The 21,403-nt window shown below is 61.6% G+C and carries 14 protein-coding genes and 2 pseudogenes; 9 read left to right on the top strand and 7 right to left on the bottom strand.

Features of this window, described 5'->3' with window-relative positions:
* Positions 1-44: 44 nt before the first annotated feature.
* Positions 45-800: a hypothetical protein gene (locus AAFG50_RS13005; RefSeq protein WP_028174821.1), complete on the bottom strand. Its 756-nt coding sequence runs from the start codon at positions 798-800 to the stop codon at positions 45-47.
* 948 nt (positions 801-1,748) lie between these two features.
* Between AAFG50_RS13005 and AAFG50_RS13010 the strand changes: the two genes are divergently transcribed.
* Positions 1,749-1,985: a hypothetical protein gene (locus tag AAFG50_RS13010; RefSeq protein WP_028174823.1), complete on the top strand. Its 237-nt coding sequence runs from the start codon at positions 1,749-1,751 to the stop codon at positions 1,983-1,985.
* A gap of 519 nt (positions 1,986-2,504) precedes the next feature.
* Positions 2,505-4,226, top strand: a complete 1,722-nt coding sequence (gene sulP, locus AAFG50_RS13015) for a sulfate permease (protein WP_028174824.1) — start codon at positions 2,505-2,507, stop codon at positions 4,224-4,226.
* A 147-nt stretch (positions 4,227-4,373) separates the two neighbouring features.
* Here sulP and AAFG50_RS13020 read toward each other — a convergent pair whose 3' ends face one another.
* The 3 genes from AAFG50_RS13020 to AAFG50_RS13030 form a co-directional block, all read right to left on the bottom strand.
* On the bottom strand, positions 4,374-5,840 hold the full coding sequence (locus AAFG50_RS13020; RefSeq protein WP_261340768.1) for a Spy/CpxP family protein refolding chaperone: 1,467 nt from the start codon (positions 5,838-5,840) through the stop codon (positions 4,374-4,376).
* Between the two features lie 508 nt (positions 5,841-6,348).
* A complete protein-coding gene (locus AAFG50_RS13025; RefSeq protein WP_028174826.1) occupies positions 6,349-7,536 on the bottom strand; it encodes a 6-phosphofructokinase in 1,188 nt (395 codons plus the stop codon).
* Between the two features lie 90 nt (positions 7,537-7,626).
* On the bottom strand, positions 7,627-8,772 hold the full coding sequence (locus AAFG50_RS13030; protein ID WP_028174827.1) for a fructose-1,6-bisphosphatase: 1,146 nt from the start codon (positions 8,770-8,772) through the stop codon (positions 7,627-7,629).
* Between the two features lie 619 nt (positions 8,773-9,391).
* On the opposite strand from AAFG50_RS13030, the gene AAFG50_RS13035 reads away from it, so the two are divergent.
* A complete protein-coding gene (locus tag AAFG50_RS13035; protein ID WP_038965801.1) occupies positions 9,392-9,754 on the top strand; it encodes a hypothetical protein in 363 nt (120 codons plus the stop codon).
* 229 nt (positions 9,755-9,983) lie between these two features.
* Positions 9,984-11,330: an IS5-like element ISBj5_B family transposase gene (locus AAFG50_RS13040; RefSeq protein ID WP_011084757.1), complete on the top strand. Its 1,347-nt coding sequence runs from the start codon at positions 9,984-9,986 to the stop codon at positions 11,328-11,330.
* 170 nt (positions 11,331-11,500) lie between these two features.
* Here the strand turns inward: AAFG50_RS13040 and AAFG50_RS13045 are convergent, their stop codons facing one another.
* Together AAFG50_RS13045 and AAFG50_RS13050 are read right to left on the bottom strand one after the other, a co-directional pair.
* Entirely contained in the window at positions 11,501-11,680 is a 180-nt protein-coding gene (locus tag AAFG50_RS13045; RefSeq protein WP_131234183.1) for a hypothetical protein, read from the bottom strand.
* Positions 11,681-11,819: 139 nt separating this feature from the next.
* A complete protein-coding gene (locus AAFG50_RS13050) occupies positions 11,820-13,529 on the bottom strand; it encodes an adenylate/guanylate cyclase domain-containing protein (RefSeq protein WP_049832429.1) in 1,710 nt (569 codons plus the stop codon).
* Between the two features lie 174 nt (positions 13,530-13,703).
* Between AAFG50_RS13050 and AAFG50_RS13055 the strand changes: the two genes are divergently transcribed.
* Complete coding sequence (locus AAFG50_RS13055; protein ID WP_028172446.1) at positions 13,704-14,657, top strand: hypothetical protein; 954 nt, start codon at positions 13,704-13,706, stop codon at positions 14,655-14,657.
* 344 nt (positions 14,658-15,001) lie between these two features.
* Here AAFG50_RS13055 and AAFG50_RS13060 read toward each other — a convergent pair whose 3' ends face one another.
* The gene (locus AAFG50_RS13060; RefSeq protein ID WP_231166668.1) at positions 15,002-16,051 is read right to left on the bottom strand and encodes a transporter; all 1,050 of its coding nucleotides are present in this window, start codon (positions 16,049-16,051) and stop codon (positions 15,002-15,004) included.
* A gap of 374 nt (positions 16,052-16,425) precedes the next feature.
* Between AAFG50_RS13060 and AAFG50_RS13065 the strand changes: the two are divergent.
* The 4 genes and pseudogenes from AAFG50_RS13065 (at position 16,426) to AAFG50_RS13080 (ending at position 21,380) form a co-directional block, all read left to right on the top strand.
* Positions 16,426-17,393, top strand: a pseudogene (locus tag AAFG50_RS13065) (formylglycine-generating enzyme family protein).
* A gap of 32 nt (positions 17,394-17,425) precedes the next feature.
* Positions 17,426-19,132, top strand: coding sequence for an arylsulfatase (locus AAFG50_RS13070; protein WP_080668070.1), 1,707 nt, complete (start codon positions 17,426-17,428; stop codon positions 19,130-19,132).
* A gap of 54 nt (positions 19,133-19,186) precedes the next feature.
* Positions 19,187-20,620 carry a DUF1254 domain-containing protein gene (locus AAFG50_RS13075; protein ID WP_311995529.1) on the top strand — a complete coding sequence of 478 codons (1,434 nt, stop codon included), beginning with the start codon at positions 19,187-19,189 and terminating at the stop codon, positions 20,618-20,620.
* 11 nt (positions 20,621-20,631) lie between these two features.
* A pseudogene (locus AAFG50_RS13080) lies at positions 20,632-21,380 on the top strand (DUF1254 domain-containing protein).
* Positions 21,381-21,403: the final 23 nt, after the last annotated feature.

The following is a 21,403-nucleotide window of genomic DNA, read 5'->3' on the forward strand; positions in this document are numbered from 1 at the left end:
AGCTTTGTGCCCGCAAGCCGAGGCCGCTGCGCACACCAGGAAATTCAGCGGCCGACTAGTGCTACGGCCTCCTGCTCCTCGGGAGGTGCGCCTTCATTGGTCCGCACAAATACAAAGCGGGATACCACGGAGATCTGTGCGTCGGCGCTGCCATCCTGGCCGATGAGAATGAGTCCCGCTCCGCCATTGGCTACATTCAAGATGACGGGGGCGCCCTTCCACGTCCTGATCGGCTCCATTCCGATGATGAGAAATTCGCCGATCGGCTGGTCAAAATATTGCAGCCTCAGCTGTGGCCCGACTTCTGCGGCCGCGAGTCCGAAACCCAGCTGCTTGGCGCGCGCATAAATGTCCGCCAGCGACGCGGTATCGGTCTTAAAGCCGAGTTCGGCTGCCGAGACCGCAAAAAGCTTTACGCTTGTTTTCGTGTCGCGAAGGGTAAAGGTCGGTCGTGCGAGAATTTCGCCGGCCGAGTTTCCGATGCCGCAACCTACCGCATCCATTGCGTTACTGAGGGCAAAGAAATTTGCAAACGTCCCGATTGTGATCGTCTTCCACACGGGAACATCGACGGCGGATTTAATCGGGATTTGCGGCCTGTCAGCTGACGGAGCTTTCTTGAGCCTTAGTTGGTTCTGCAGGACATCTCGCGCCGTGCATTGAGCTCTGGCTTCGCTCGCAAACAGGAGAGTGCATGCGGTACAGAGCATCGCAACAATGAGAATGCCGCAGCGGCGCCATCCTGGCGAATGACACTGTATGGCACGGCAACTGACGTTCTTGCCAGCTGTTCGGTCCATAACGGACCTCTCTTGCGCTAATGCAGCGCCAAAAAATCAAACTGTCACTTCACAATGGTCGGGCCGGTTCACAGCAGAAAAGCCGTCGTTCTTGCAGCCTATAGAGTTTGGTCCCGGAAATCCCGCAAAGGTTCAGCGACGATGACGCGGGATGACGAACTCAATATGGGTCAGCGTGGGTGCACTTCTTGCGGAGGGGCTTGAGCGCACCAGGGTAGCGATAACGGAGCGGAAGGTGCGTGCCGCGACGGCAGCGGAGATCGAGCTGCAGCTCGTGTTGGTCAGCGAGCTGGGAGTACCACCAATGATGAGGTGGACAGCCATCAGCTTTCAGGCAGAATGTCATCACCCCGATGCCGCAGCCTCGCCACAGTATGTGCCAGATCGGATGTGGTAATCGGTGGCATCAACGATCAGCAGGCTCGGCGGATGTACCCACGCCTGATGATCTTGAATGGCCCCGACGTGTCATCCGTCGGGGCCATTGTTGTGATCGTCGTGCAAGACTGGCGACCTTTGCCGAGCCGGCGTGGTCCCGCCTGAGACCCGTTTCATTGCGGCGAAAGGAAAGACCGCCGGAAGGCGGTCTTGCAGTCCAATGTGCCGGGCCAAAATAGTTTCGGGATCAAACTTTGTCCGGCCCGGTCTAATTGCAAGTTAACCATCATCCAGGGAAGGCCGCTCACAATTAAGATTTCAGTCCTGAAATGGAATGCACCGGCGACTTAGGCCTCTGGGGGGCCGCCGGACGCGCTGCCATTCTGCCCAGCGCCTCTTGCTGCCGCCAATGTCCGCGTCGTTCGGCTCGACTACTTCGCGAAAAGTCAGACGATTGCGCTGTCATCGATTGACCGTCAAACACCGGACTATCACTCGTCAATTCAATCTGCAAAGCTGTGACAACACAAATGCGCCTGTAAACAAACAAGCGCGCGAAGGAGGTTCGCAGTGGAGAAGGTGCAACGCTTGCGTGCGATGGGTTCGCTGTGCCGTCAACAGGCCGCATACAACAGCATGAACAAATGGAAGCTGCTCGCAGAAGCAGAATACTGGGATCACCTGGCCGATCTCGAGTTGTCTTCCTACTTCCAGCAATGCAACGCCGCTGGCTCGGACGAGATGGAGCGGTCTCAAGCGATCACAAGAACGGACGAGGCTGGGCAGAAGACGATTCCCGCCGCGTGAGGTCGGAACGCGGCTGTCGGCTGCATCCCGTGCCACCGCGTGTCTCACAGGGAGCCGCGGCCCGGACTCGCGTGTTCTCGTCGAGCGTCGAAGCTGGGTGATTACGTTACCCCACGTCGTTCGGCCGCTGCGCGATTGCAGCGAGAGAATACGACGCCGCCCTCATGGGCCTTCGACCTGTTGCAGCGTGTTGAAGTGCGCCTTCTGCTCGCTGCTCAGCGTGGCATAGAACTCGCCAGGGTGGGCTCGACCACTTTACGGCCCTCAGCATGGCCCCTCTGAATTGACTTCCGCTTTCAGCGGCAGAACGGACATTGGTCGGACTTGCCGCTGGATCGACCCGGTCGCGAATGCCCCCAAAACGGACATGCCGCTGGCAACATTGGAGCGAATGAGCGGGGATGTGACATTTTTCCACTTGCCGAGAGACGCAACAGCCTAGACTGGCTTCCAGCTGGGCCAATCGCGGCCAATGTGTGCGTTGCCAACGAGCCTGGCCGGATCTGGAAGTGACCCCCAATGAAGCATTGGATCGATTGGCTGCCGGCAATCGAAACCCTCCGCCGATATGAGGCGGCGTGGCTTCCGCGCGATATCTTCGCCGGACTCGTCCTGGCGACGATGCTGGTCCCGGTTGGAATTGCCTACGCGACAGCATCGGGCTTGCCTGGCATCGCCGGTCTGTACGCAACGATCGTGCCGCTGTTGGTCTACGCGTTGTTCGGCCCCAGCCGCATCCTCGTGCTGGGACCTGACTCGGCGCTGGCAGCCGTCATCCTCGGCGTTGTCGTCCCACTGTCTGGCGGCGATCCTCTTCGCGCCGCGACGCTCGCTGCGATGATGGCGATCGTTTCGGGGACGGTATGCATTCTGGCCGGCATCGCGCGCTTGGGTTTTGTCACCGAGCTGCTCTCCAAGCCGATACGATACGGCTATATGAACGGAATTGCATTGACCGTTTTGATCAGCCAACTGCCAAAGCTCTTCGGCTTCTCGATCGAGAGCGAAGGACCTTTACGAAGCCTATGGGCGATCGCCGATGCAATCCTTGAAGGCAAGACAAACTGGGTCGCATTCGGGATCGGGCTCGGCACGCTGACGGTCATCCTGCTGCTCCGGAACAGCAAGCGGCTGCCAGGCATTCTGATTGCGGTAGTCGGGGCGACCGCTATCGTCGGCGTGCTTGATCTTGGGACCCGTTACGGCGTGGCGGTTTTGGGTCCTCTTCCGCAGGGCCTGCCGGGTTTCGCGATCCCCTGGATCACCTACGGCGATATCGTGCCGGTACTGATCGGCGGCTGCGCAATCGCGCTGGTATCATTCGCTGACACCAGCGTGCTTTCGCGCGCCTATGCCGCACGATTGGGCACCCATGTCGATCCCAACCAGGAGATGGTGGGGCTTGGCGCGGCCAATCTGGCAACCGGCTTTTTTCAGGGCTTCCCGATCAGCAGCAGCGCTTCGCGCACGCCCGTTGCAGAGGCCGCCGGCGCCCGTACCCAGCTAACCTCAGTCGTCGGCGCGCTTGCCATCGCCATCCTTCTGCTGGTGGCGCCAAACCTCCTTCAGCATTTGCCCACCGCTGCATTGGCGGCCGTCGTAATCGCCGCTGCGATCGGCTTGTTTGAGGTCACCGACCTCAAGCGAATCTATCGGATTCAGCAGTGGGAGTTTTGGCTATCGATGGTCTGCTTTGTCGGCGTGGCGGTGCTCGGAGTGATCCCAGGAATTGGTCTGGCAATAGCAATCGCCATCGCCGAGTTCCTGTGGGACGGTTGGCGCCCACACTCCGCCGTGTTGGGTCGCGCCCATGGCGTCAAAGGCTATCACGACATCACAAGATATCCGGATGCACGCCAAATCCCCGGGCTGGTCCTGTTTCGGTGGGATGCGCCGCTGTTCTTCGCCAACGCCGAATTCTTCAAAGAGCGCGTACTGGACGCCGTGGCGAAATCGCCGACGCCCGTACGCTGGCTGGTCGTTGCGGCGGAGCCTGTCACCAGCGTGGACGTCTCCGCCGGCGATACAATCGCCGAATTGGACGAGGCGTTGCACGCGCAGGGTATCGAGTTCTGCTTTGCCGAGCTGAAAGATCCAGTCAAGGACAAGCTGAAGAGATTTGGACTGTTCTCGCAGCTTGGCGAGCAATATTTCTTCCCAACCATTGGCGCAGCCGTTTCCAGTTACCTGGAAATCAATGGTGTAGAGTGGGAGGACTGGGAGGACCAAGCCAAACGTTAGGAAGTGGCATGCCGGGCTTGAATACACACGCCGATTGACCCCCGATTCCGGCCCTAATGCGAATATGCTTTTTGCAAAGCGCGCAATCAGTAACGGTGCGCACCTGCATCGTGCGGCACCGGACGTGTAGCTCCCGCGACGTCGCCCTCACGGGCCTGCGACCTGTTGCAGCGTGTTGAAGCGCGCCTTCTGCTCGCTGCTCAGCGTGGCGTAGAACTCGTCGAGGGCAGGTTCGACCAGCTTGGCGGCCGTCAGCATGGCCTCGAGCCGGCGCTGCATCGCCTCCAGCCGTCCGACCGGCGTCAGCGGCACATCGTTCGGGCAGGCCGCCTGCAGGCCCTCAACGCCTTTCGCCGTGGCCTCGCTGAGGCGGTCGAGCGCCTCCTTCTGCTTGCCCGCGGGGTGGAGCACAGCCTCGATCCTCTGGATCGGCAACTGGGTCAGGCCGGACTTCGGATCGCCGCATCCCTCTCCACTGGCTTGCTGCTGCGGCGGCGAGCGGTCGCCGACATTGGGGCCGAGCGCGTTGAAGCGGGCCTGCTGCTCGTCACTGAGCGAGTTGTAGAAATTCTCCAGTGCCGGGCGCACGATCTTGACCGCTTCCAGCGTCGCGCTGACGCGGTTCATCATTGCGCGCAAGCGGCCGGGCGGAGTTAGTGCGTAAGTGTCCGCGCAGGAGTCCTTGAACACACCGGCAGCGTTGGCAGCCGCGGTCTTCAATTGGTCGAGCAGCGCGCGTTGCTCCGGCGTCGGCCGCACCGCCCGCGCGATATCGGCAAGCGGCCAGGCGGTGACGCCCTTGTCCGGTGTGCCGCACAATTGCTGCAGCGTTTGCGGGCTCACGCTGGCGCGCTGGCGCGCGCGGGAGCCGCCGGCTTGCGGATAGTCGTACGGGTTGATGCTGGCATAGGCGGCGTAGGGGCTGTCACCACCCCAGAACACGGTGTCGACGAAGTCGTCATAGGCGTACGCCCAATAGCCCGGCTCGTAGGCATAGGACCAGAACGTGTAGTCAAAAATGTCGGAATAGGCGTAAGGCCAGAACACGGGCCCAAGCCACGCCACGAACACCGCGGGATGGCGGTGTCGCCAGGCCTGCCGGGGCGCCCAGCCGCTCTGGCGGGCGACGAGGGCCGCCTGGGTTTGCGCAGAGGCCTGCTCGCGGAAGCGCTCGGCAAACCGCCCGCGCTCGGCGGCTCGCGCGGCGGCCGCCGCTGCGGTTGCCGTAGCGGCTGCAGTGGGAGCCTGCAGTCCCAGCCGCTGCTGGCGCGCCAGATCCGTCTGCTGCGTGCGCTGCTCGCGCTGCAGCAGGCGGTTCTGCGTCTGGAGCATCCGTTGCTGCTCGCGTTGCGCCCGCGCGCCCTCCGGCTTTTGCGACTGCAATTGCTGCACGCGCTGCTGCAGGCGATCGATGCGGGTCTGGCGCTCGGCGGTCTGGCGCGACAGCACCTCGCGCTGCCGCTGCTGCACCATCTGCTGGCGCTGCTGGATCTGTTGCTGATGCTGTTGCGCGCGCTGGTCGATCTGCTCCCGTCGCGACAGCCGCTCGCTCACGGCCGGCGCTGCGCCTGGGCCGGACGGGGCGGCAATATGCGGCGTCGGCCGCGGTGCCATGGCCGGACGTTGCGGCGCTGCCGGCGCGCGATGGAATTCAGGCCGCGGCGCTGCCACGTGCGGGGCGACCCGCTGCGGCGGTGCAGCGAAGTGGGGCGTCGGGCGCGGCGGTGGTGAGGCGATGTGCGGCGCGGGATGTGGCGCCATGGCCGGGCGCTGCGGCATGGCTGGGGGATGGAATGCCGGCGCGGCGGGACGCGCCATGGCTGGGGGCGCCGCCGGACGTGCCATGGCAGGTGGTGGTGCCGGCCGGGCCGCCGGCGCTGCGGCCGGACCCGGTGGTCCACCTCTTCCGTGTCCCTGGCCGAGTCCCTGGGCGGACGCGCCGACGCTCGTCGCCAGCACCGAGACACCAACCAGAAAGGCCCTCAGGCAAACGCCACGCGGACGCATGATCGTCGCTCCCAGCTCGTAATCGCCCACGACTTTCAACGCACGGGTAGCGGAATCGTTCGTTGTCGGCCGCGGCCGGCATTGCGATCTTCCGACGCAGGCAGCTTCCGGCACGCTAAGACGCGCGGTTGAGAAAGATCGGCAGCCCCTGCTTGTTGGCGTAGATGGGGCGGTAGCGCTCCGTGTTGTAGCTGCTCGCAACGTCCAATTTGCGCGGACCGAGCTTGGCGTCAGGGATGGGCACGAGGTCGTAGCGGCCCTCGACCAGCGCCGACATGAGGCCGGTCTTGCTTTCCAGCATGGCATCGTAGGCCATGTTACCGAAAGTCAGGGCCACAAGCTTGTCGATGAAGTCCGGATCGCCCGATCGCAGATCGTAGGTGAGATCGGAGGTGATCGTCTCCTCGCCGGTGCGCTGCTTGATCTCGTCGGCAAGCGATTCCGCCACGTTGGCCTTCTTGCGGTGACCGTAGGCGTCAGGCTCGCCGTATTCCCGCAGCTTGTAGCCTTCCCACTGAGCTCCCTCGCTGAGCACGATCAGCGCGTAGTTGCTTGGATTGGCGCGCTTGTCCTCGATGAGCAACTGGATCAGCTTGTCGAGGTCGACCTTATGCTCCGGTATGAGGCATCGTATCGAGGTCGCATACGCGGTGTAGAGTGCCGTAAATCCGGCATCGCGGCCAAAGACGCGGAAAATGCCAATTCGCTCATGCGAGCCGACGGTGGTGCGCTGCCGCTGGATGGCATCGCTGGCGCGGGTGATCGCGGTCGAGAAGCCGATGCAGTACTCGGTGTTGCGGACGTCATTATCCATCGTCTTCGGGATGGCGATGATCTTGACGCCGAGTTCGTTGAGCTTGGCCGCATAACTGAGCGTGTCGTCGCCACCGATGGCGATCAGGTGTTCGATGCCAAGTCCCGAAAGGTTAGCGAGCACCCGGCTGGTGAGGTCCCATGTCTTTGTCGCGATGCCGCCGTTGGTGCTCAGCGAGACCGGAACCTCATTGCCGACGAGATGACCGGGCAGCTTTTGTATTTTGGAGGGATTGACGCGGCTCGAGTGCAGCACGGTGCCGCCGCGCCGGTCGATGGTTCGCGTGTTTTCACGGTTCAGCGGGATGACGTAGTGGGACCTGCTGTTTGGGTCGTCGAGGTTCAGGTGCGTGAGGGCCTCCCAACCACGGCGCAGACCGACAACCTCGATGTCGTCCTCACTGCCGCGATAAGTCACGCTCTTGATGACTGCATTGAGGCCGGCGACGTCGCCACCGCCCGTGAGAATGCCGATGCGTTTTCTTGCCATATCCACCTCCCGGATCGGCATGTCGTCATAGCGCCTGCATCTGTCGATTGAACGGTGAACGTCGCTCCAGCTTGTGATTGGAGGCGGCCGCTACTCGGCCGCTTCCGGCTTGCGGTCGTCGCGCAGTCGAAAGCGCTTCAGCAGTCCGGACACGGTGTCGCGGAAGCCGCCATATTCCAGTTCGGAATAGGGTAGCATGGCGGCGCCGGACCAGCCTTGGCTGCGCATCTCGATGGCCTTGCGCTGGGCACGCCGGCGGACCTCATCCCATGCCGGGTTGTCGAAGAAATCGGTGTAGGACTCGGCAAAGCGGCCTTCCCTGTCGATCGAAAAGCCGACGCAAGAAACGATCGGCAGGCAGTACATGCCGGTAACCGGCGTGTTGAGTGGCACCGGCATGAGCGGCATCACATGCGAGCCGCGTGCATCGCCGCCCACGAAGTGCGCTTTGGCGAACGGCGAGATTATTTCCTCCGGGGCTGGGAAAATCCCCTGGTTCCTGACGATCGCGACTGGATCATCCTTGCCGGTGTACTTGCCTGCGATCGCGTGGAGGCGCTGTGCCGAAACGGCCACGACGACCTCGCCATGGGTTCGAGAAATGATGCGATCGATGCCGAAGCGCTCGTTGTCGCGAAGCAGGGCGGCAATGTGGTAGCTGTCGTCGGGTGCGTCGAGCTCGAGGAGGCTGTCGCCGGCTGTGTTGTCCATGTCGATGACATGGAAACGGAATCCCTTGATCATCGGAGGCAGCATCAGCCCCGCGCAGTACATGGGGTCGGCAAAGGCGAGATAGAGCGGCAGGTTGTAAGCGCCGGGGCCGCATTTGTCGGCCGCGAACACCATGAAGGACTCCGCGGGTCGCGCGCCGGAGAGGCTGTGGTCGAAGCTGAGCTCGGCGACGCCTGGGCCGGCGCCGCGAATGTTCCCGGAAGGCGCGTCGGCGAGAAGATCCTGGCCAGCGCCATAGAGCCCGGAGGTTTTCGCGACCGAGGTGGCCGCGAGGAACGTCTTCCAGGCGAGTTGATGGACCTCGGGGCTTCCTTCGCCCCGTGTGTGCGTCATGATGATCGCAATGTCGTCGCCGGTGTGGCAGATGAAACCGTCGATCAGCAGACCATTGCAGATCGCCTTGGCAACCTCGCCCTCGACAGTCGCCATCATGCGTGAAGACGGTTTCGTATGCCCGCCAACGGAGCCAACGTCAGCTTTGATGACTGAAAGAGTGAGTCTCATGAGCGTTTCTCCGATCAGCGCAGCTCAGCGCCTCCGGCTGCGCCGGGCACGGCGCTGCTCATTCGCGGACAAAAACGTCCGTCGCTCCGATAGGTTCCACGCACCCGTTCATCCGGTTGCCGGGATCATGCCGAGTTTTGCCTTAGGACCATGCGTCACTACTTGCTGCGCTGCACGAGTCCGGTTCTGGACCCGAAGCCAACGTTTCGGGCGTTTGCCACCTCGCCCAGCGCGTCAATGTAACCACGCGCAGACCCATCATCAAAAAGTGGAAGACCCGAGAACCTGAGGGTGAAGCCCAGCTTTTTCGACTATCGCCTTGCAGCGAGCTAGCACCCCCAAAAGCGCTCTTGACCCTTGATCTAGATCAAACAGCGTTTGCGGCATTCTGCCCAATAGGCAGCATCCAGCGTGGTTTTCGATGTCTCCCGCAGAAGTCCGCCAGTCGGGGAAGATCGGAAGTGAGCGGCGCGCGGTCAAAGTGACGCGATTGACCCAAAGCCGTCCCAGTCCTGGCGGTGCAATTTCCGCCGAAGTGGCACAGTCAGGCTCGCAAGCGTCGATAGGCGACTGCCAGACGTGGCATCTTGCGTCACGGTCCAACTGCAAGGAGCAAGCCATGATGAATCTAAAAGTTCTTGCCGCAGTCGTGATTGCGGCATCCGCCCTGTCCAGCTCTGCTGCACTGGCGCAGGCGGCCCTTTCCAATCCTGACGAATGCCAAGCTGAATTCGCGAGTTGCACGGGTCTTGGAACTGGGGGTACCCCCACCGGCGTCCATCGGCAATCAACTCGGCGCTCGGCGTATCGCCAGCCGGCGGCGGCGGCCGCTACCGTCGGCAGCTGGGGCAATTCCTACGCCATGTCCGGCGAGATGGGCTGGCACGGCAACTGGAATACGTATGCTGCCCGCAACGGCATCGTCTGCAAGCCCGGCACCTATTTCAAGGGTGCTGACGGTCTCCGGCATCTCTGCCAATAGGTCATCCGCTCTGATCAGGCGGCCCCAACGGGCCGCCTGTTTCATGCCGGAGAGTAGCTCGTCGTCCGTGAAGAAGGACTAAGCCACTGATCGGGAATCTCGATTTGGGCTAAGGGGCATTTCCAGATTGCAAGGTTTTGATGCTTTGGGCGTCAGAACCTTGCGATTTGGTTTTCGTGGATTCCCTCGAAGCGGGAAGCATGATTCCTTGTCTGCATCGGAGGGAACGATGCGGCCGAAGAAGCACAAGACGACGGGATCGAACGATCTGTTCCGGGCTCGGCTCGACCAGATCATCAATATGAAGCACGAGCTGGTTCTGCTCGCCGGCAAGGTCGATTGGGACTGGATCGACGGCGAGATCGCGCCGCTCTACAGCGAGAACGGCAGGCCCGGGATCGAGACGCGCTTCATGATCGGTCTGCTGTTGCTCAAGCACATTTACGGGCTGTCCGATGAGGAGGTGTGCGAGCGCTGGGTCCATGACCCATACTTCCAGTTCTTCACCGGGGAAGAGTTCTTTCAGCACACGTTCCCGCACGAGCGCTCGGACCTGAGCCATTGGCGCAAGCGGCTTGGCGACAAGCTGGAGTTGCTGCTGGCCGAGAGCTTGCGGGTAGCGCACGAGGCCGGTGCATTACGCAGCCAGGACCTCAAGCGGGTTACGGTCGACACCACGGTGCAGCCGAAGGCCATCACCTTTCCGACCGATGCCAAGCTGCTGCATGCGGCCATCAAGGGGCTCAACCGCCTGGCGATCAGGCACGGCGTCAGGCTGCGGCAATCCTATGCTCGCATCGCCAAGGCCGCCGCGATGATGGCCGGCCGCTACGCCCATGCCAAACAGTTCAGGCGGCATCAGCGGCAGTTGCGTATCCTGCGTAGCCGGCTGGGCCGGATCATCCGCGACATCCGCCGCAAGATCGAAGGCCAGCCAGCACTGGAGCAGGCGTTCGCCCTCCCGCTCGGCCGGGCCACGCAGATCCGCTCGCAGCAGCAGCGCCAGCGCGGCTGGAAGCTCTATTCCTTCCATGCCCCGGAAGTGGAGTGCATCGGCAAGGGCAAGGCCAGCGCGCCTTACGAGTTCGGCGTGAAGGCCTCCATCGTCACCAACAACCGCCGGGCTCCCGGTGGCCTGTTCGTGCTGCACGCCAGCGCACTGCCCGACAACCCCTACGACGGTCACACCTTGCGGGACGTCATTGACCGCACCGAGACACTCACCGGCTGTCCGATCGAGCGGGCCTATGTCGACAAGGGATACCGCGGCCACGACGCACAAAATCCCCGTCGCGTCTTCATCTCCGGCCAGAAGCGCGGCGTTTTCGGTGTCATCAAGCGCGAGCTGCGCCGCCGCTCCGCCATCGAGCCCATCATCGGACACCTGAAGGCGGAAGGCCACCTCGGGCGCTGCTACCTCAAAGGCCGCGCCGGCGATGCCGCCAACGTCGTCCTCTCAGCCGTCGGACACAACTTCCGCCGCATCCTCGCCTGGCTGAGATATCTCTTGTGCCTGTTCCTGGCCCAGCTATGGCGCACGCTCGCCCGGCCAGCCTCGATCAATCCGGCTTCTTAACGGACGACTAGCTCTCGTTCTGAGTGGGCCAGCATGGAGGCAGGCAGGCGCTTGTCTGCCAGCTGATGACCGCTTCTGGCCCAGGCTGTGTGATAACCCTTTTGTCGACTGGCAGGTCGAGGGGCCCGGGATCGGTTTCGCGGCTAGAGTTGGCTCCGATACAAACTCCCCTACGCCTGCATCGCTTCCAGCAGCGTTCGGCAACCCAAGATCGCTATTACGCGTTTCATATTGTAGGCGAGCACATTGAGCGCCATCTCGGTCGCAACCTTGTGCCGTCTTCGCATCAGGAAGTGCGTCGCACCCATCCAGTCGTGCCGCGCGCCACGCATTGGCGCAATCCTGAGCATCGAGAGTTCTACTTGACGGGCCTGCGCTTAGCCGCCGACGATGCGAAGTGACCGGCCCGCGCGCCAGATTTTTGAGCAGATCCCGGACTCGTCAGGGAAGGACTCGGAGCGGACAAATGGCTGGTTACGGTCCGCTCACTTATTTCTCAACGTGACGCCAGACACCGTCCCAGTCCGCGGCCGGAGGCGCGTGACCCAAATGCGCGATTCGTTCCAGAAAGACGCGCGTCGGACCGTCGTCGGGGATCTTGCACAGGCAGCTTTCGAACGCCGTCTGCGCAGCAGACCAGTTCCGGCTGCGATATGCGGCAAGTCCTTGCGCGAACAACACCCGCAATTCGTCCCGCGTGGATTCGAGCTCGCCGGCGCGACCCATCAACTCATAAATTCGCACCGGCTCGGTTTTTCCGGCGACCGTGATGGTGTCGATTTCGCGCGCTTCAATCGCGCCTTGTGCGAGCCGGAAAGTCTCCTCGCTGATGATGATGAGGGTTCCGTAGATCTTGTTCATGCCCTCGAGGCGCGAGGCAAGGTTTACGCTGTCGCCGATAACGGTGTAAGAACGAGCGGAATCCGAGCCAATGGTGCCAATCACGGCTTCGCCGGTGGCAATACCCATCCGGATCACCAGCTCCGGTGCGTTGCGCCGCATTCCAGTGATCTCCGGTACTTGCTCTCGCAGAGCGGCAATCGCGTCCTGCTGCTCCAGCGCCGCTCGGCAAGCATCGCTTGCATGTTCGTCTCCGTTTGAAAACGGCGGCACCCAGAACGCCATGACGGCGTCCCCGATGTATTTGTCGATGATCCCACGATGGCCGTGAATGACATTGGCCACCGCGCCGAAATAGTTGTTCAAGAGGTGAACGACGGCGCTGGCGGTTAGCTGCTCGCTGATGCCCGTAAACTGCTTGATGTCGGAAAAGAAGATGGTGAGGCTGCGCCGTTCGGCCTGATCCGCGCCACTGGCGATCAGCCGGCTGACGAGCCTGGGATCGACGAATTTTCCGAAGGTGTCCTTGACGCGGTCTCGCGCGCGCAACTCGTCGACCATCCGGTTGAACGAGAGTGCCAGCTCGCCGACCTCGTCGCGGGTGGCTATCAAAACCGGCTCGGCGTTCGTGCCCAGTTCAAGCGCCTTCGTGGTTGCGACAAGCTGACGCAGACCGGAGACCACGCGTGTCGATCCGATGGCGCTAACGCCCAGACCGATGCCGCATGCCGCAACGAAAAGGGCAAGGCTCAAATAGGTGTTCAACCGCTGCCTCGCGAGAACCCTGCGGGTCGACCGGTCGGTCAGATCGGCAAGCTCACGTCGAATCTGCGAGAGATCGGGGCCGAACGCCAGGGCGAATTTGGCAAAGCCGCGCGAAATGGTCCGGGCCTCGTCGCGACGTCCCTCCGAGATAGCCGCAAGCGTGGCGTCCCCCACGGCGAGGAAGTCTTCCAGACTACGGCCCATGTACTTGAGGACGCCGGCCATGCGAGCCAGGTCGACGCGATCCTCAGTGTCGTAGCCGGGGTCGCCGGTTGCTTTGTGGAGCAAGGCTTCACCTGTCTTGACGGTATCGCGCAGCTCGTCGGCCGTTGCCCGCACTGCGGCGGCCATCGCCGTCCGCTCCGTTCCAGCATCGGCTCGATCGGATATCAGGACACGCAAGACTTCGAGCTCGTATCTATCGGTAAGGACATCGAATTCAGAAACCATGCGCGATAACGGCAGCTCATATTCGGTGATGTTCCCGAGCTGATCGCTGTCGAGCTTTTGCGCGAAGCCGAGAACGCCGACGACTGCGCCGAAAATTGCCAGCAGAATGCCTGCAAGCAGAAAGATTTTCTTACGAATCGTCATGGTTAGCCATCGCCGCCACGGGTGAGCAAAAAGCGAAGACCGGGCGGACATGCAGTCCGCAACTCATCTAACCTTAAAGCAACGCCCTCTGACTACTCAAGGCCCCCCCTTGAGCTTGCAATATGCTAATTTGAGCCGGCATGATCCCCGGTTTTTCAGCCCGGACGTTGCACCGTGACCGATGGTCGTCACCCGGCATGGACCGAGGAAAGCCGCTTCCGCGGTGCCCCCGACGATGTGGTTATCATCCCACTTGTTGTTATCACGCTCGCCACAAACAAGATCCTGCGTTTCGTTCTTTCGATCTTGATGCGGATGCTCGACTACGCCTTCCCTTTAGCAATGCAGATTGTCTGGCTTCCGCTCTTCGCGGCCAAGGTTCTTGGCGATGTCATCGTTACCGTCATAAACGGCGCGTTGCGCTTCCTTCCCCTATCCGAGGCGAAACGTCGACAGTGGAGTAGATCGATTCGCCGGAACTGGTTGTGGTTCCGGCGGAAGATTAGCTATCGGGCGTTCGAACAAGCTGTACATGATGCGTTTGAAGGCGGCATGGCATGGGTGTTCAGAGAATGCCGGCATCTCACGCCGAACACCGCATTGCTCGTGATCCTGTGCGCGGTACTTTGGCTGCCGATCTCTTTCGGGGCTGCAACGGCGATGCACGCGGTATTGTTTGCCAAGGTCACCTCCTGGCCAGCTTGGATGCAGCTTTTGCATCCGCTCGCAACCGTCATAGCTAAGAGCAAGCTTTTGGTGCTACCGGTCTACCCGGCAGCCTGGCCGCAGGCCAAAAAACATCCATTCGTTCAACTCGTATTCAAGGGCTACGAAACCATCAAGTGCGTGTATGTGATCAGAAAGGTCGGCTTTCGCTATCGGCAGGCAGAGATCGCCGGAATCGCGGCGGTTGAGAGGCTCGAGCGCACCGCCGGCCTCACATCGGCGGTGAGGAGGCTGCGCGAGGCGCATGTCGCCGAACATTTCGGCGTCGAAAAGCCCACTCAGGAATTGCGTTCGTTCTTCGCGCGATGGTCAATTAAGTTTTCAGCTGAATACTACGAAGCGAAGGAACGGCAAGCGGGTGTCCCATCATCAAACAGCAGCAAGCCGCGAACGCTGAGGTGATCATCAGTCTTAAAACCGCCAACGGCCTCACCGTGCCGCCGTCGCTGCCTGGCTGCGCAACGAGGCGCAATTTGCTGCGATGCATGAGACCGGAAGTGGCCCATCGCGTCGTCTGGCCGCGGTGCGGAATTTGATCGCTACCAGGGTACAACGGACATTGGGCAAGCCTGCACCAATCAAGCTTGATTTCTGAGGACGCGCCCTGGCAATCGCCCACAACTTTCAGCGCACAGGTGGCGTAATGGCTCGTTGTTGGCCGCGGCCGGCATTGCGATCTTCCGACGCAGGCAGCCTCAGGAGAAATCCTGCGCCAGGGTCGTGGCGAACTGCTCCAGCGCCCAGAGCTACTTCAAATGCCTCGGTCCGCGCGGCGTCGCTGGTTTCTCTGGCGCTGAGGGCGCAAAACTCAGCGTGACCATCGCGAATTGGGTCGTCGGCCGGTTCTCGGTGGCGACGTCCCAATAGCCGCGGATGTTCAGATAGCCCGTGTATCCCTCGAACGCTGGAAAGAAGATGCCGATCTGCGGGCCGATGCCGACCGAGTGACCCTTGAAATCGCCGAGCTTTGCGCCGGCGCCGCTGTCGCCGGTGACCTGCTGGTAGACATAACCGGCGATGCCGACATGCACGCTTTTGCTGACAAAATGCGACGCCGCCCAGTCGAAATGGAAGTCGATACCGTTGCGATATTGCAGGGCGTCGTTCATGCCGCTGTAGGTGAAGCCGGCAACCGCCGAGAGTTCGTGCCCGGTTTGAGGGTTGAGGTAGGTATAACCCACGCCGCTATCCACGGCGGTGTAGCCGGTGCTCAGATTTGCCAGGCGCGTGGTGTCATAGGTACCGCTCGGGATGTTGCCGAGCACGTACCACATGAAATTGTTGACGCCCTGGTTCCATTTCAGGGTGGTGAGGTAGTACACGTCGGCAAAGGTCGTGCGCTCGTCGTGCGCGTTGCCCGAAATCTGGTTGCCCCGCGGCCCGGTCAGCGTCGCGCCAATGTTGACGCCGACATTGCCGGGGACGCCGGCAGCGCCGACCGTCAACTGGCCACCCAGCACCGGCGTCTCAAAGGTATAGGCCGGCAGGAAGCCGACCGCGTCGGCGCGCGCATGCAGCCCGCTGACGATGGCTGCATTGTTCTGCAGCTCCTTGCCGCCGCCGGCATTCGCCTCGAGGTGGAGATAGACGGTGGTGAAACTCCAGCCGGCTTGCCCCGGCACGGCGGAAAGACTGCCCATGCTGCCCGGCAACCAGAAGCCGACGCCGCCGGCGTCGGCTTTCGCATGGTCTGTTGAACTTGCAGAGATGCAGACAATGAGAACCACAGCCGTAAGGAGTCGGTGACTATGGCGACTAGGTCTCATGGTCCCTCCAGGTCCGGCGAACGCGGACAACTCATCAGACCGACAAGGAATGCGAACGATTATGGTGCTCCTTGAGTACCGCGCCAGACCATTCCCGGACTTTGCGGGCGACCACTCCAGTTTTTCCAGTCGCGTGACAAACCCATCACACTCGCGCGCAACTTTGCTCGATCGCGTAGTTCCAATTCCCGTTATCACGCATTTGGCCAAAGCATCCGCTGTTTTGGTACGGCAACGCTTCTGACCTTTGAATTCTCAGCGCCAATCCAGAAGCCGCTTATACTGAAGGTCAATCTGGAGTTGATGCTCCGGTGCCGAGGCGGATCGTTCAGATCGCACCAAGAGGTTGCTACGCGGGGATTCTGGGACGTCTGCCGTCAGCGCGCACTTCTGGAGTAACGTTCATGACGTTGCCGCTGACCGATGAGCGGAACGATCGGCCACCGGAGGATGGCCGGACGGCCGGCATGGTCCGGATTCCCGGCGGCACGTTTCGCATGGGCTCCAACGACCACTATCCCGAGGAAGCGCCGGTCCATCGGGTGACGGTGGACAGCTTCTGGATCGATCGCACGCCGGTGACGAACCGGCAATTCAAGGCGTTCGTCAAGGCGACCGGTCACAAGACCTACGCCGAGATTCCGCCCGACCCGAAGGATTATCCCGGCGCGTTGCCGCACATGCTCTACGCCGGCTCGCTGGTGTTCGCGCCGCCGCCGAGCGTCGCGAATTTGCGTGACTGGAGCCAGGCGCCGACTGGCGCCATCCCTATGGGCCGAAGAGCAATATCAACGTGCACGATAATCACCCTGTCGTGCACGTCTCGTATTCGGACGCGCTCGCTTATGCCAAATGGGCGGGCAAGGACTTGCCGACCGAAGCCGAGTGGGAATTCGCCGCGCGCGGCGGGCTCGACGGCGCCGAGTTCGCCTGGGGCGATGAGTTCACGCCCGGTGGCGCGCATATGGCCAACACCTGGCAGGGCGAATTCCCGCGGCAGAATTTCAATCAAGATGGATACGAGCGCACGTCGCCGGTGACGGCATTCCCGCCGAACGGCTATGGCATTCACGACATGATCGGCAATGTGTGGGAGTGGACGGCGGACTGGTATGCGCCGAAGCATGAAGCCGATGCACCGAAGGTATGCTGTATTCCCGAAAATCCGCGCGGCGGGCGCAAAGAAGACAGCTACGACCCGCATCAGCCGAACATTCGAATCCCGCGCAAGGTGATCAAGGGTGGCTCGCATCTGTGCGCGCCGAACTATTGCCGCCGCTATCGTCCCGCCGCGCGTCATGCCGAGGCGGTCGACACCTCGACAAGCCATCTCGGATTTCGCTGCGTGAGGAGAGACGCCAGTTCGTCATGACTTCAACTGTCTCGCCGAGAATGGAGAGTCGAATGAGTGGTAGAGAAGCGGACGAAGATCGAGTCGAACTGCAGTCCGATAGAGCTGGCGATAGATCCATCAATCGCCGGAATATCCTTCTGGGCACATCAACGCTGGTAGCAGCAGCGACGCTGACCTCCGGCGCGCTCGCGCAGGCCCAGAAGGCGGCGCCGGCACCCTCCGGCCGCAGGCCCAACATCCTCGTCATCTTCGGTGACGATATCGGCCAGACCAACATCAGCGCCTATTCATTCGGCCTGATGGGCTACAAGACGCCGAACATCGATCGTATCGCCCGCGAGGGCATGATGTTCACCGATTATTATGCCGAGCAGAGCTGCACGGCGGGACGGTCGTCGTTCATCACCGGTCAATGCACGCTGCGCACCGGTCTTTCGAAGGTAGGCATTCCGGGTGCGACCGTGGGCCTGCAGGCGAGAGACGCAACGCTCGCCGAACTGCTCAAGCCGCTCGGCTATGCCACCGGCCAGTTCGGCAAGAACCATCTCGGCGACCGCAACGAATACCTGCCGACCGTGCACGGCTTCGACGAGTTCCTCGGCAATCTTTACCACCTCAACGCCGAGGAGGACCCGGAGAACCGGTTTTATCCGCGCGACCCCGCTGTTCGTCAGTCGATCGGCCCGCGCGGCGTGTTGCGCTGCAAGGCGTCGGATCGCGACGATCCCACCGAACATCCGCGCTGGGGTCGGGTCGGCAGGCAGACGATCGAGGACACTGGCGCGCTCACCAGGAAGCGTATGGAGACGATCGACGACGAAACTTCTGCTGCCGCCGTTGATTTCATCCAACGTCAGGCGCGGGCGAACACGCCGTTCTTCTGCTGGTTCAACTCCACCCGCATGCACTTCCGCACCCATGTCCGGGACTCCCATCGTGACCAACCGGGACTGACGTCAAGAACCGAATACGCAGACGGCATGATCGAGCACGACGCGACGGTGGGTACGATCCTCAAGGCACTGGACGATCTCGGCATCGGCAACGACACCATCGTGCTCTACACCACGGACAACGGCCCGCATCAGAATTCATGGCCGGATGCCGGCACGACACCGTTCCGGAGCGAAAAGAACACCAATTGGGAGGGTGCATTCCGCGTGCCATGCATGATCCGCTGGCCGGGGCGGATTCAACCCGGCTCCATCTCCAACGAGACGATGAGCGCGCTAGACTGGCTGCCAACCCTGATGGCGGTGGCCGGAGATCCTGACATTAAGGAAAAGCTGTTGGTGGGCCATCAGGCCGGAGCCAAGACCTTCAAGGTTCATCTCGACGGTTACAACCAGCTTCCCTATCTCACCGGCCAGCAGGAGCGCGGCAATCGCAAGGAGTTCCTCTACTTCGACGACGACGGCGATGTCGTGGCTTTGCGCTACGAAAACTGGAAGGTCGTCTTCGAGGAACAGCGGGCGACGGGCACGCTGCGAATCTGGGCTGAGCCGTTCACCAAGCTGCGCGTCCCGAAAATCTTCAATCTGCGGTCGGACCCTTACGAGCGCGCGGACATCACCTCAAACACATACTACGACTGGCTCATGACGGACGGAGCAGGTGTGTTCATCGCGGCGCCAGCCGTCGTGGGCCAATTCCTCGCGACGTTCAAAGAGTATCCGCCGAGCCAGCGACCGTCGAGCTTCAGCATCGATCAGATCGTGGAGAAGATGCAGCGGAGCCTTGCGGCAACAGCGCAGTGACCACACGGGCACCAGCGCCGGTAGCGATGCCGGCTGGTGCTTCCAACCCCGTAGGTGAATGTGCCGGAGGTAACCGTGAAGAGAACAGCTCTTGCAGCCCTTGCCTGCCTTTACGCGATGACATCCGCACCGGCGCAGAATCTCTCCGCCGACGATCTCAACAATCGCCTGATACACCGCCGCGCGGTGGAGGCGATCATCTGGGGCATGCCGGCGGTCAACTACGACCTGATGCTGCAGGCAATGCTCAACAAGACCGAAGGCAGGGTCAATCAATTCATCTACTGGTCGCGGCCCTCCGACTGGAAGAACCAGACGCTGACGCCGAATCCGGACACGATCTACTTGATGACATTTTTCAACACCAAAGACGCAGGCCCCATTGTGATCGAGGTGCCGCCCGCCGACGGCGGCTCGCTCGCTGCCAATATTGACGATATCTGGCAGGCCGCGCTGGAAGATGCAGGGCCCGAAGGAGCCGACCAGGGCAAGGGCGGCAAATACCTGATCCTGCCGCCGGACTACAACAGCAATCCGCCGGTCGGGTACTTCGTCTTGCCGTCGCAGACGTATGGAGGCTTCGCGCTGTTCCGCTCCAATTTGCCGGGGCGCACCGAGGCTGATTTCGCCAAATCGGTCGCCTATGCCAAGCAGCTCAAAATCTATCCGCTCGCGCACGCCGCCAATCCGCCGCCAACCACCTTCACCGACGTTATGGGAATTCTGTTCGACTCGACCATTCCCTTCGACCTGCGCTTCTTTCAGTCGCTCGACCGCATCGTGCAGAGCGAGCCATGGCAGGAACGGGACAGGGCGATGATCAATCAACTGCGGTCGATCGGCATCGAGAAGGGCAAGCCCTTCAATCCCGATGCCAAGATGCAGGAAATCCTCAACGCCGCCGCCCGCGAGGCGAAGGCCTTGCTCGAATTGCGGTACGACACGGTCTTCCCGCCCTATTTTGAAGGCACGTACTGGCGTGTGCCGGCGCAGGCGGAGGCAGTCCAGGGCCAATCGACGCGCTACGCCAGTCGAGAGGCCTACGCCATCGATGCGAGAGGCCTCACCTATACTCTTGGCTTCATCGGCATCAAACGTCTGGGTACGGCCCAGTTCTACCTGATGGCGATCAAGGACAAGGACGGGAAGAACCTCAGCGGCGCCAACACCTATAGGCTCACTGTGCCGGCGGATGCGCCGGTCAAACAATATTGGTCAGTGACGGCATACGACCGCGCAACTCACGCTCTCATCCGCGGCATGCCGCGAGCGAGCGCTGCGTCACAGAGCGCGGAATTGGCGAAGAATCCCGATGGCACAGTCGATCTCTACTTCGGCCCCAAAGCGCTGGCCGGAAAGGAAACGAACTGGGTTCCGACGAGACCTGACGGCGAATTTGAACTGATGTTCCGCCTGTATGGGCCGACCAAGCCGCTGTTCGACAAGACGTGGAAGCTGCCGGATCTCGAAAAAGTATCCGCGCAGTGAGGAGGAGGCCCATGAACCATCTTTGCTCGCTTATCTTGGCCGGCCTGGTGTTGGCAGCGACCAGTCCGTTCGCACAAGCGCAGCCGCAAGGACCCCTCAATCCCGTCACCGCCAACAATTTCACACGCGCCGAAAGCGACGCGTATTTCGCCAGCATCGTCAAGCTGGCAGGTGCGCCGGGAAAATTCTTCCACCGCCGCGAGATCGAGCCGGTCGACAACTAGATCGTCATTCGCGCCAACCGCGACACCCTGTATTCGGCGGCGGTATTCGATCTCGACGCCGGGCCGGTAACGGTAGCGCTGCCCGAATCCGGCAAACGTTTCATGTCAATGATTGTGATCGACGAAGATCAATACACCCCCGCCGTCTACTACGGCGGAAGCCATACGTTCTCGAAAGAGCAGATCGGAACGCGCTATCTGATGCTCGCGTTGCGCACGCTGGTCGATCCATCGGACCCGAAGGATATCGAGCAGGCGCACGCTCTGCAGGATGCCGTAGCGGTCAGCCAGAGGAGTTCGGGCAAGTTCGATATTCCCGACTGGGATCCGGTCAGCCACAAGAAGGTAAAGGACGCGCTGCTGGTATTGGCCTCCACGCTTCCCGACTCCGATCGCGGGTCGGTGGCTGCGACTGGAAAATTCCCAATTGCCTACCGACTATGCCGGGCTGGAACTATATGGTGCGCTTCTATCGCCCGAGACCCGACATCCTGAACGGAAAATGGAAATTCCCGGAGCCGCAGCCCGTGACATGAGGTGGTGCGCAATGCGGTCTCGA

The organism is Bradyrhizobium sp. B039, assembly GCF_038965675.1.
GTDB classification, from domain to species: domain Bacteria; phylum Pseudomonadota; class Alphaproteobacteria; order Rhizobiales; family Xanthobacteraceae; genus Bradyrhizobium; species Bradyrhizobium diazoefficiens.

Excerpts from the sequence above, each read along its gene's own strand:
- AAFG50_RS13005 (WP_028174821.1), bottom strand. The coding sequence starts at position 800 with ATGGACCGAACAGCTGGCAAGAACGTCAGTTGCCGTGCCATACAGTGT.
- sulP (WP_028174824.1), top strand. The coding sequence starts at position 2,505 with ATGAAGCATTGGATCGATTGGCTGCCGGCAATCGAAACCCTCCGCCGA.
- AAFG50_RS13020 (WP_261340768.1), bottom strand. The coding sequence starts at position 5,840 with ATGGCACCGCGGCCGACGCCGCATATTGCCGCCCCGTCCGGCCCAGGC.
- AAFG50_RS13025 (WP_028174826.1), bottom strand. The coding sequence starts at position 7,536 with ATGGCAAGAAAACGCATCGGCATTCTCACGGGCGGTGGCGACGTCGCC.
- AAFG50_RS13030 (WP_028174827.1), bottom strand. The coding sequence starts at position 8,772 with ATGAGACTCACTCTTTCAGTCATCAAAGCTGACGTTGGCTCCGTTGGC.
- AAFG50_RS13035 (WP_038965801.1), top strand. The coding sequence starts at position 9,392 with ATGATGAATCTAAAAGTTCTTGCCGCAGTCGTGATTGCGGCATCCGCC.
- AAFG50_RS13040 (WP_011084757.1), top strand. The coding sequence starts at position 9,984 with ATGCGGCCGAAGAAGCACAAGACGACGGGATCGAACGATCTGTTCCGG.
- AAFG50_RS13045 (WP_131234183.1), bottom strand. The coding sequence starts at position 11,680 with ATGCTCAGGATTGCGCCAATGCGTGGCGCGCGGCACGACTGGATGGGT.
- AAFG50_RS13050 (WP_049832429.1), bottom strand. The coding sequence starts at position 13,529 with ATGACGATTCGTAAGAAAATCTTTCTGCTTGCAGGCATTCTGCTGGCA.
- AAFG50_RS13070 (WP_080668070.1), top strand. The coding sequence starts at position 17,426 with ATGAGTGGTAGAGAAGCGGACGAAGATCGAGTCGAACTGCAGTCCGAT.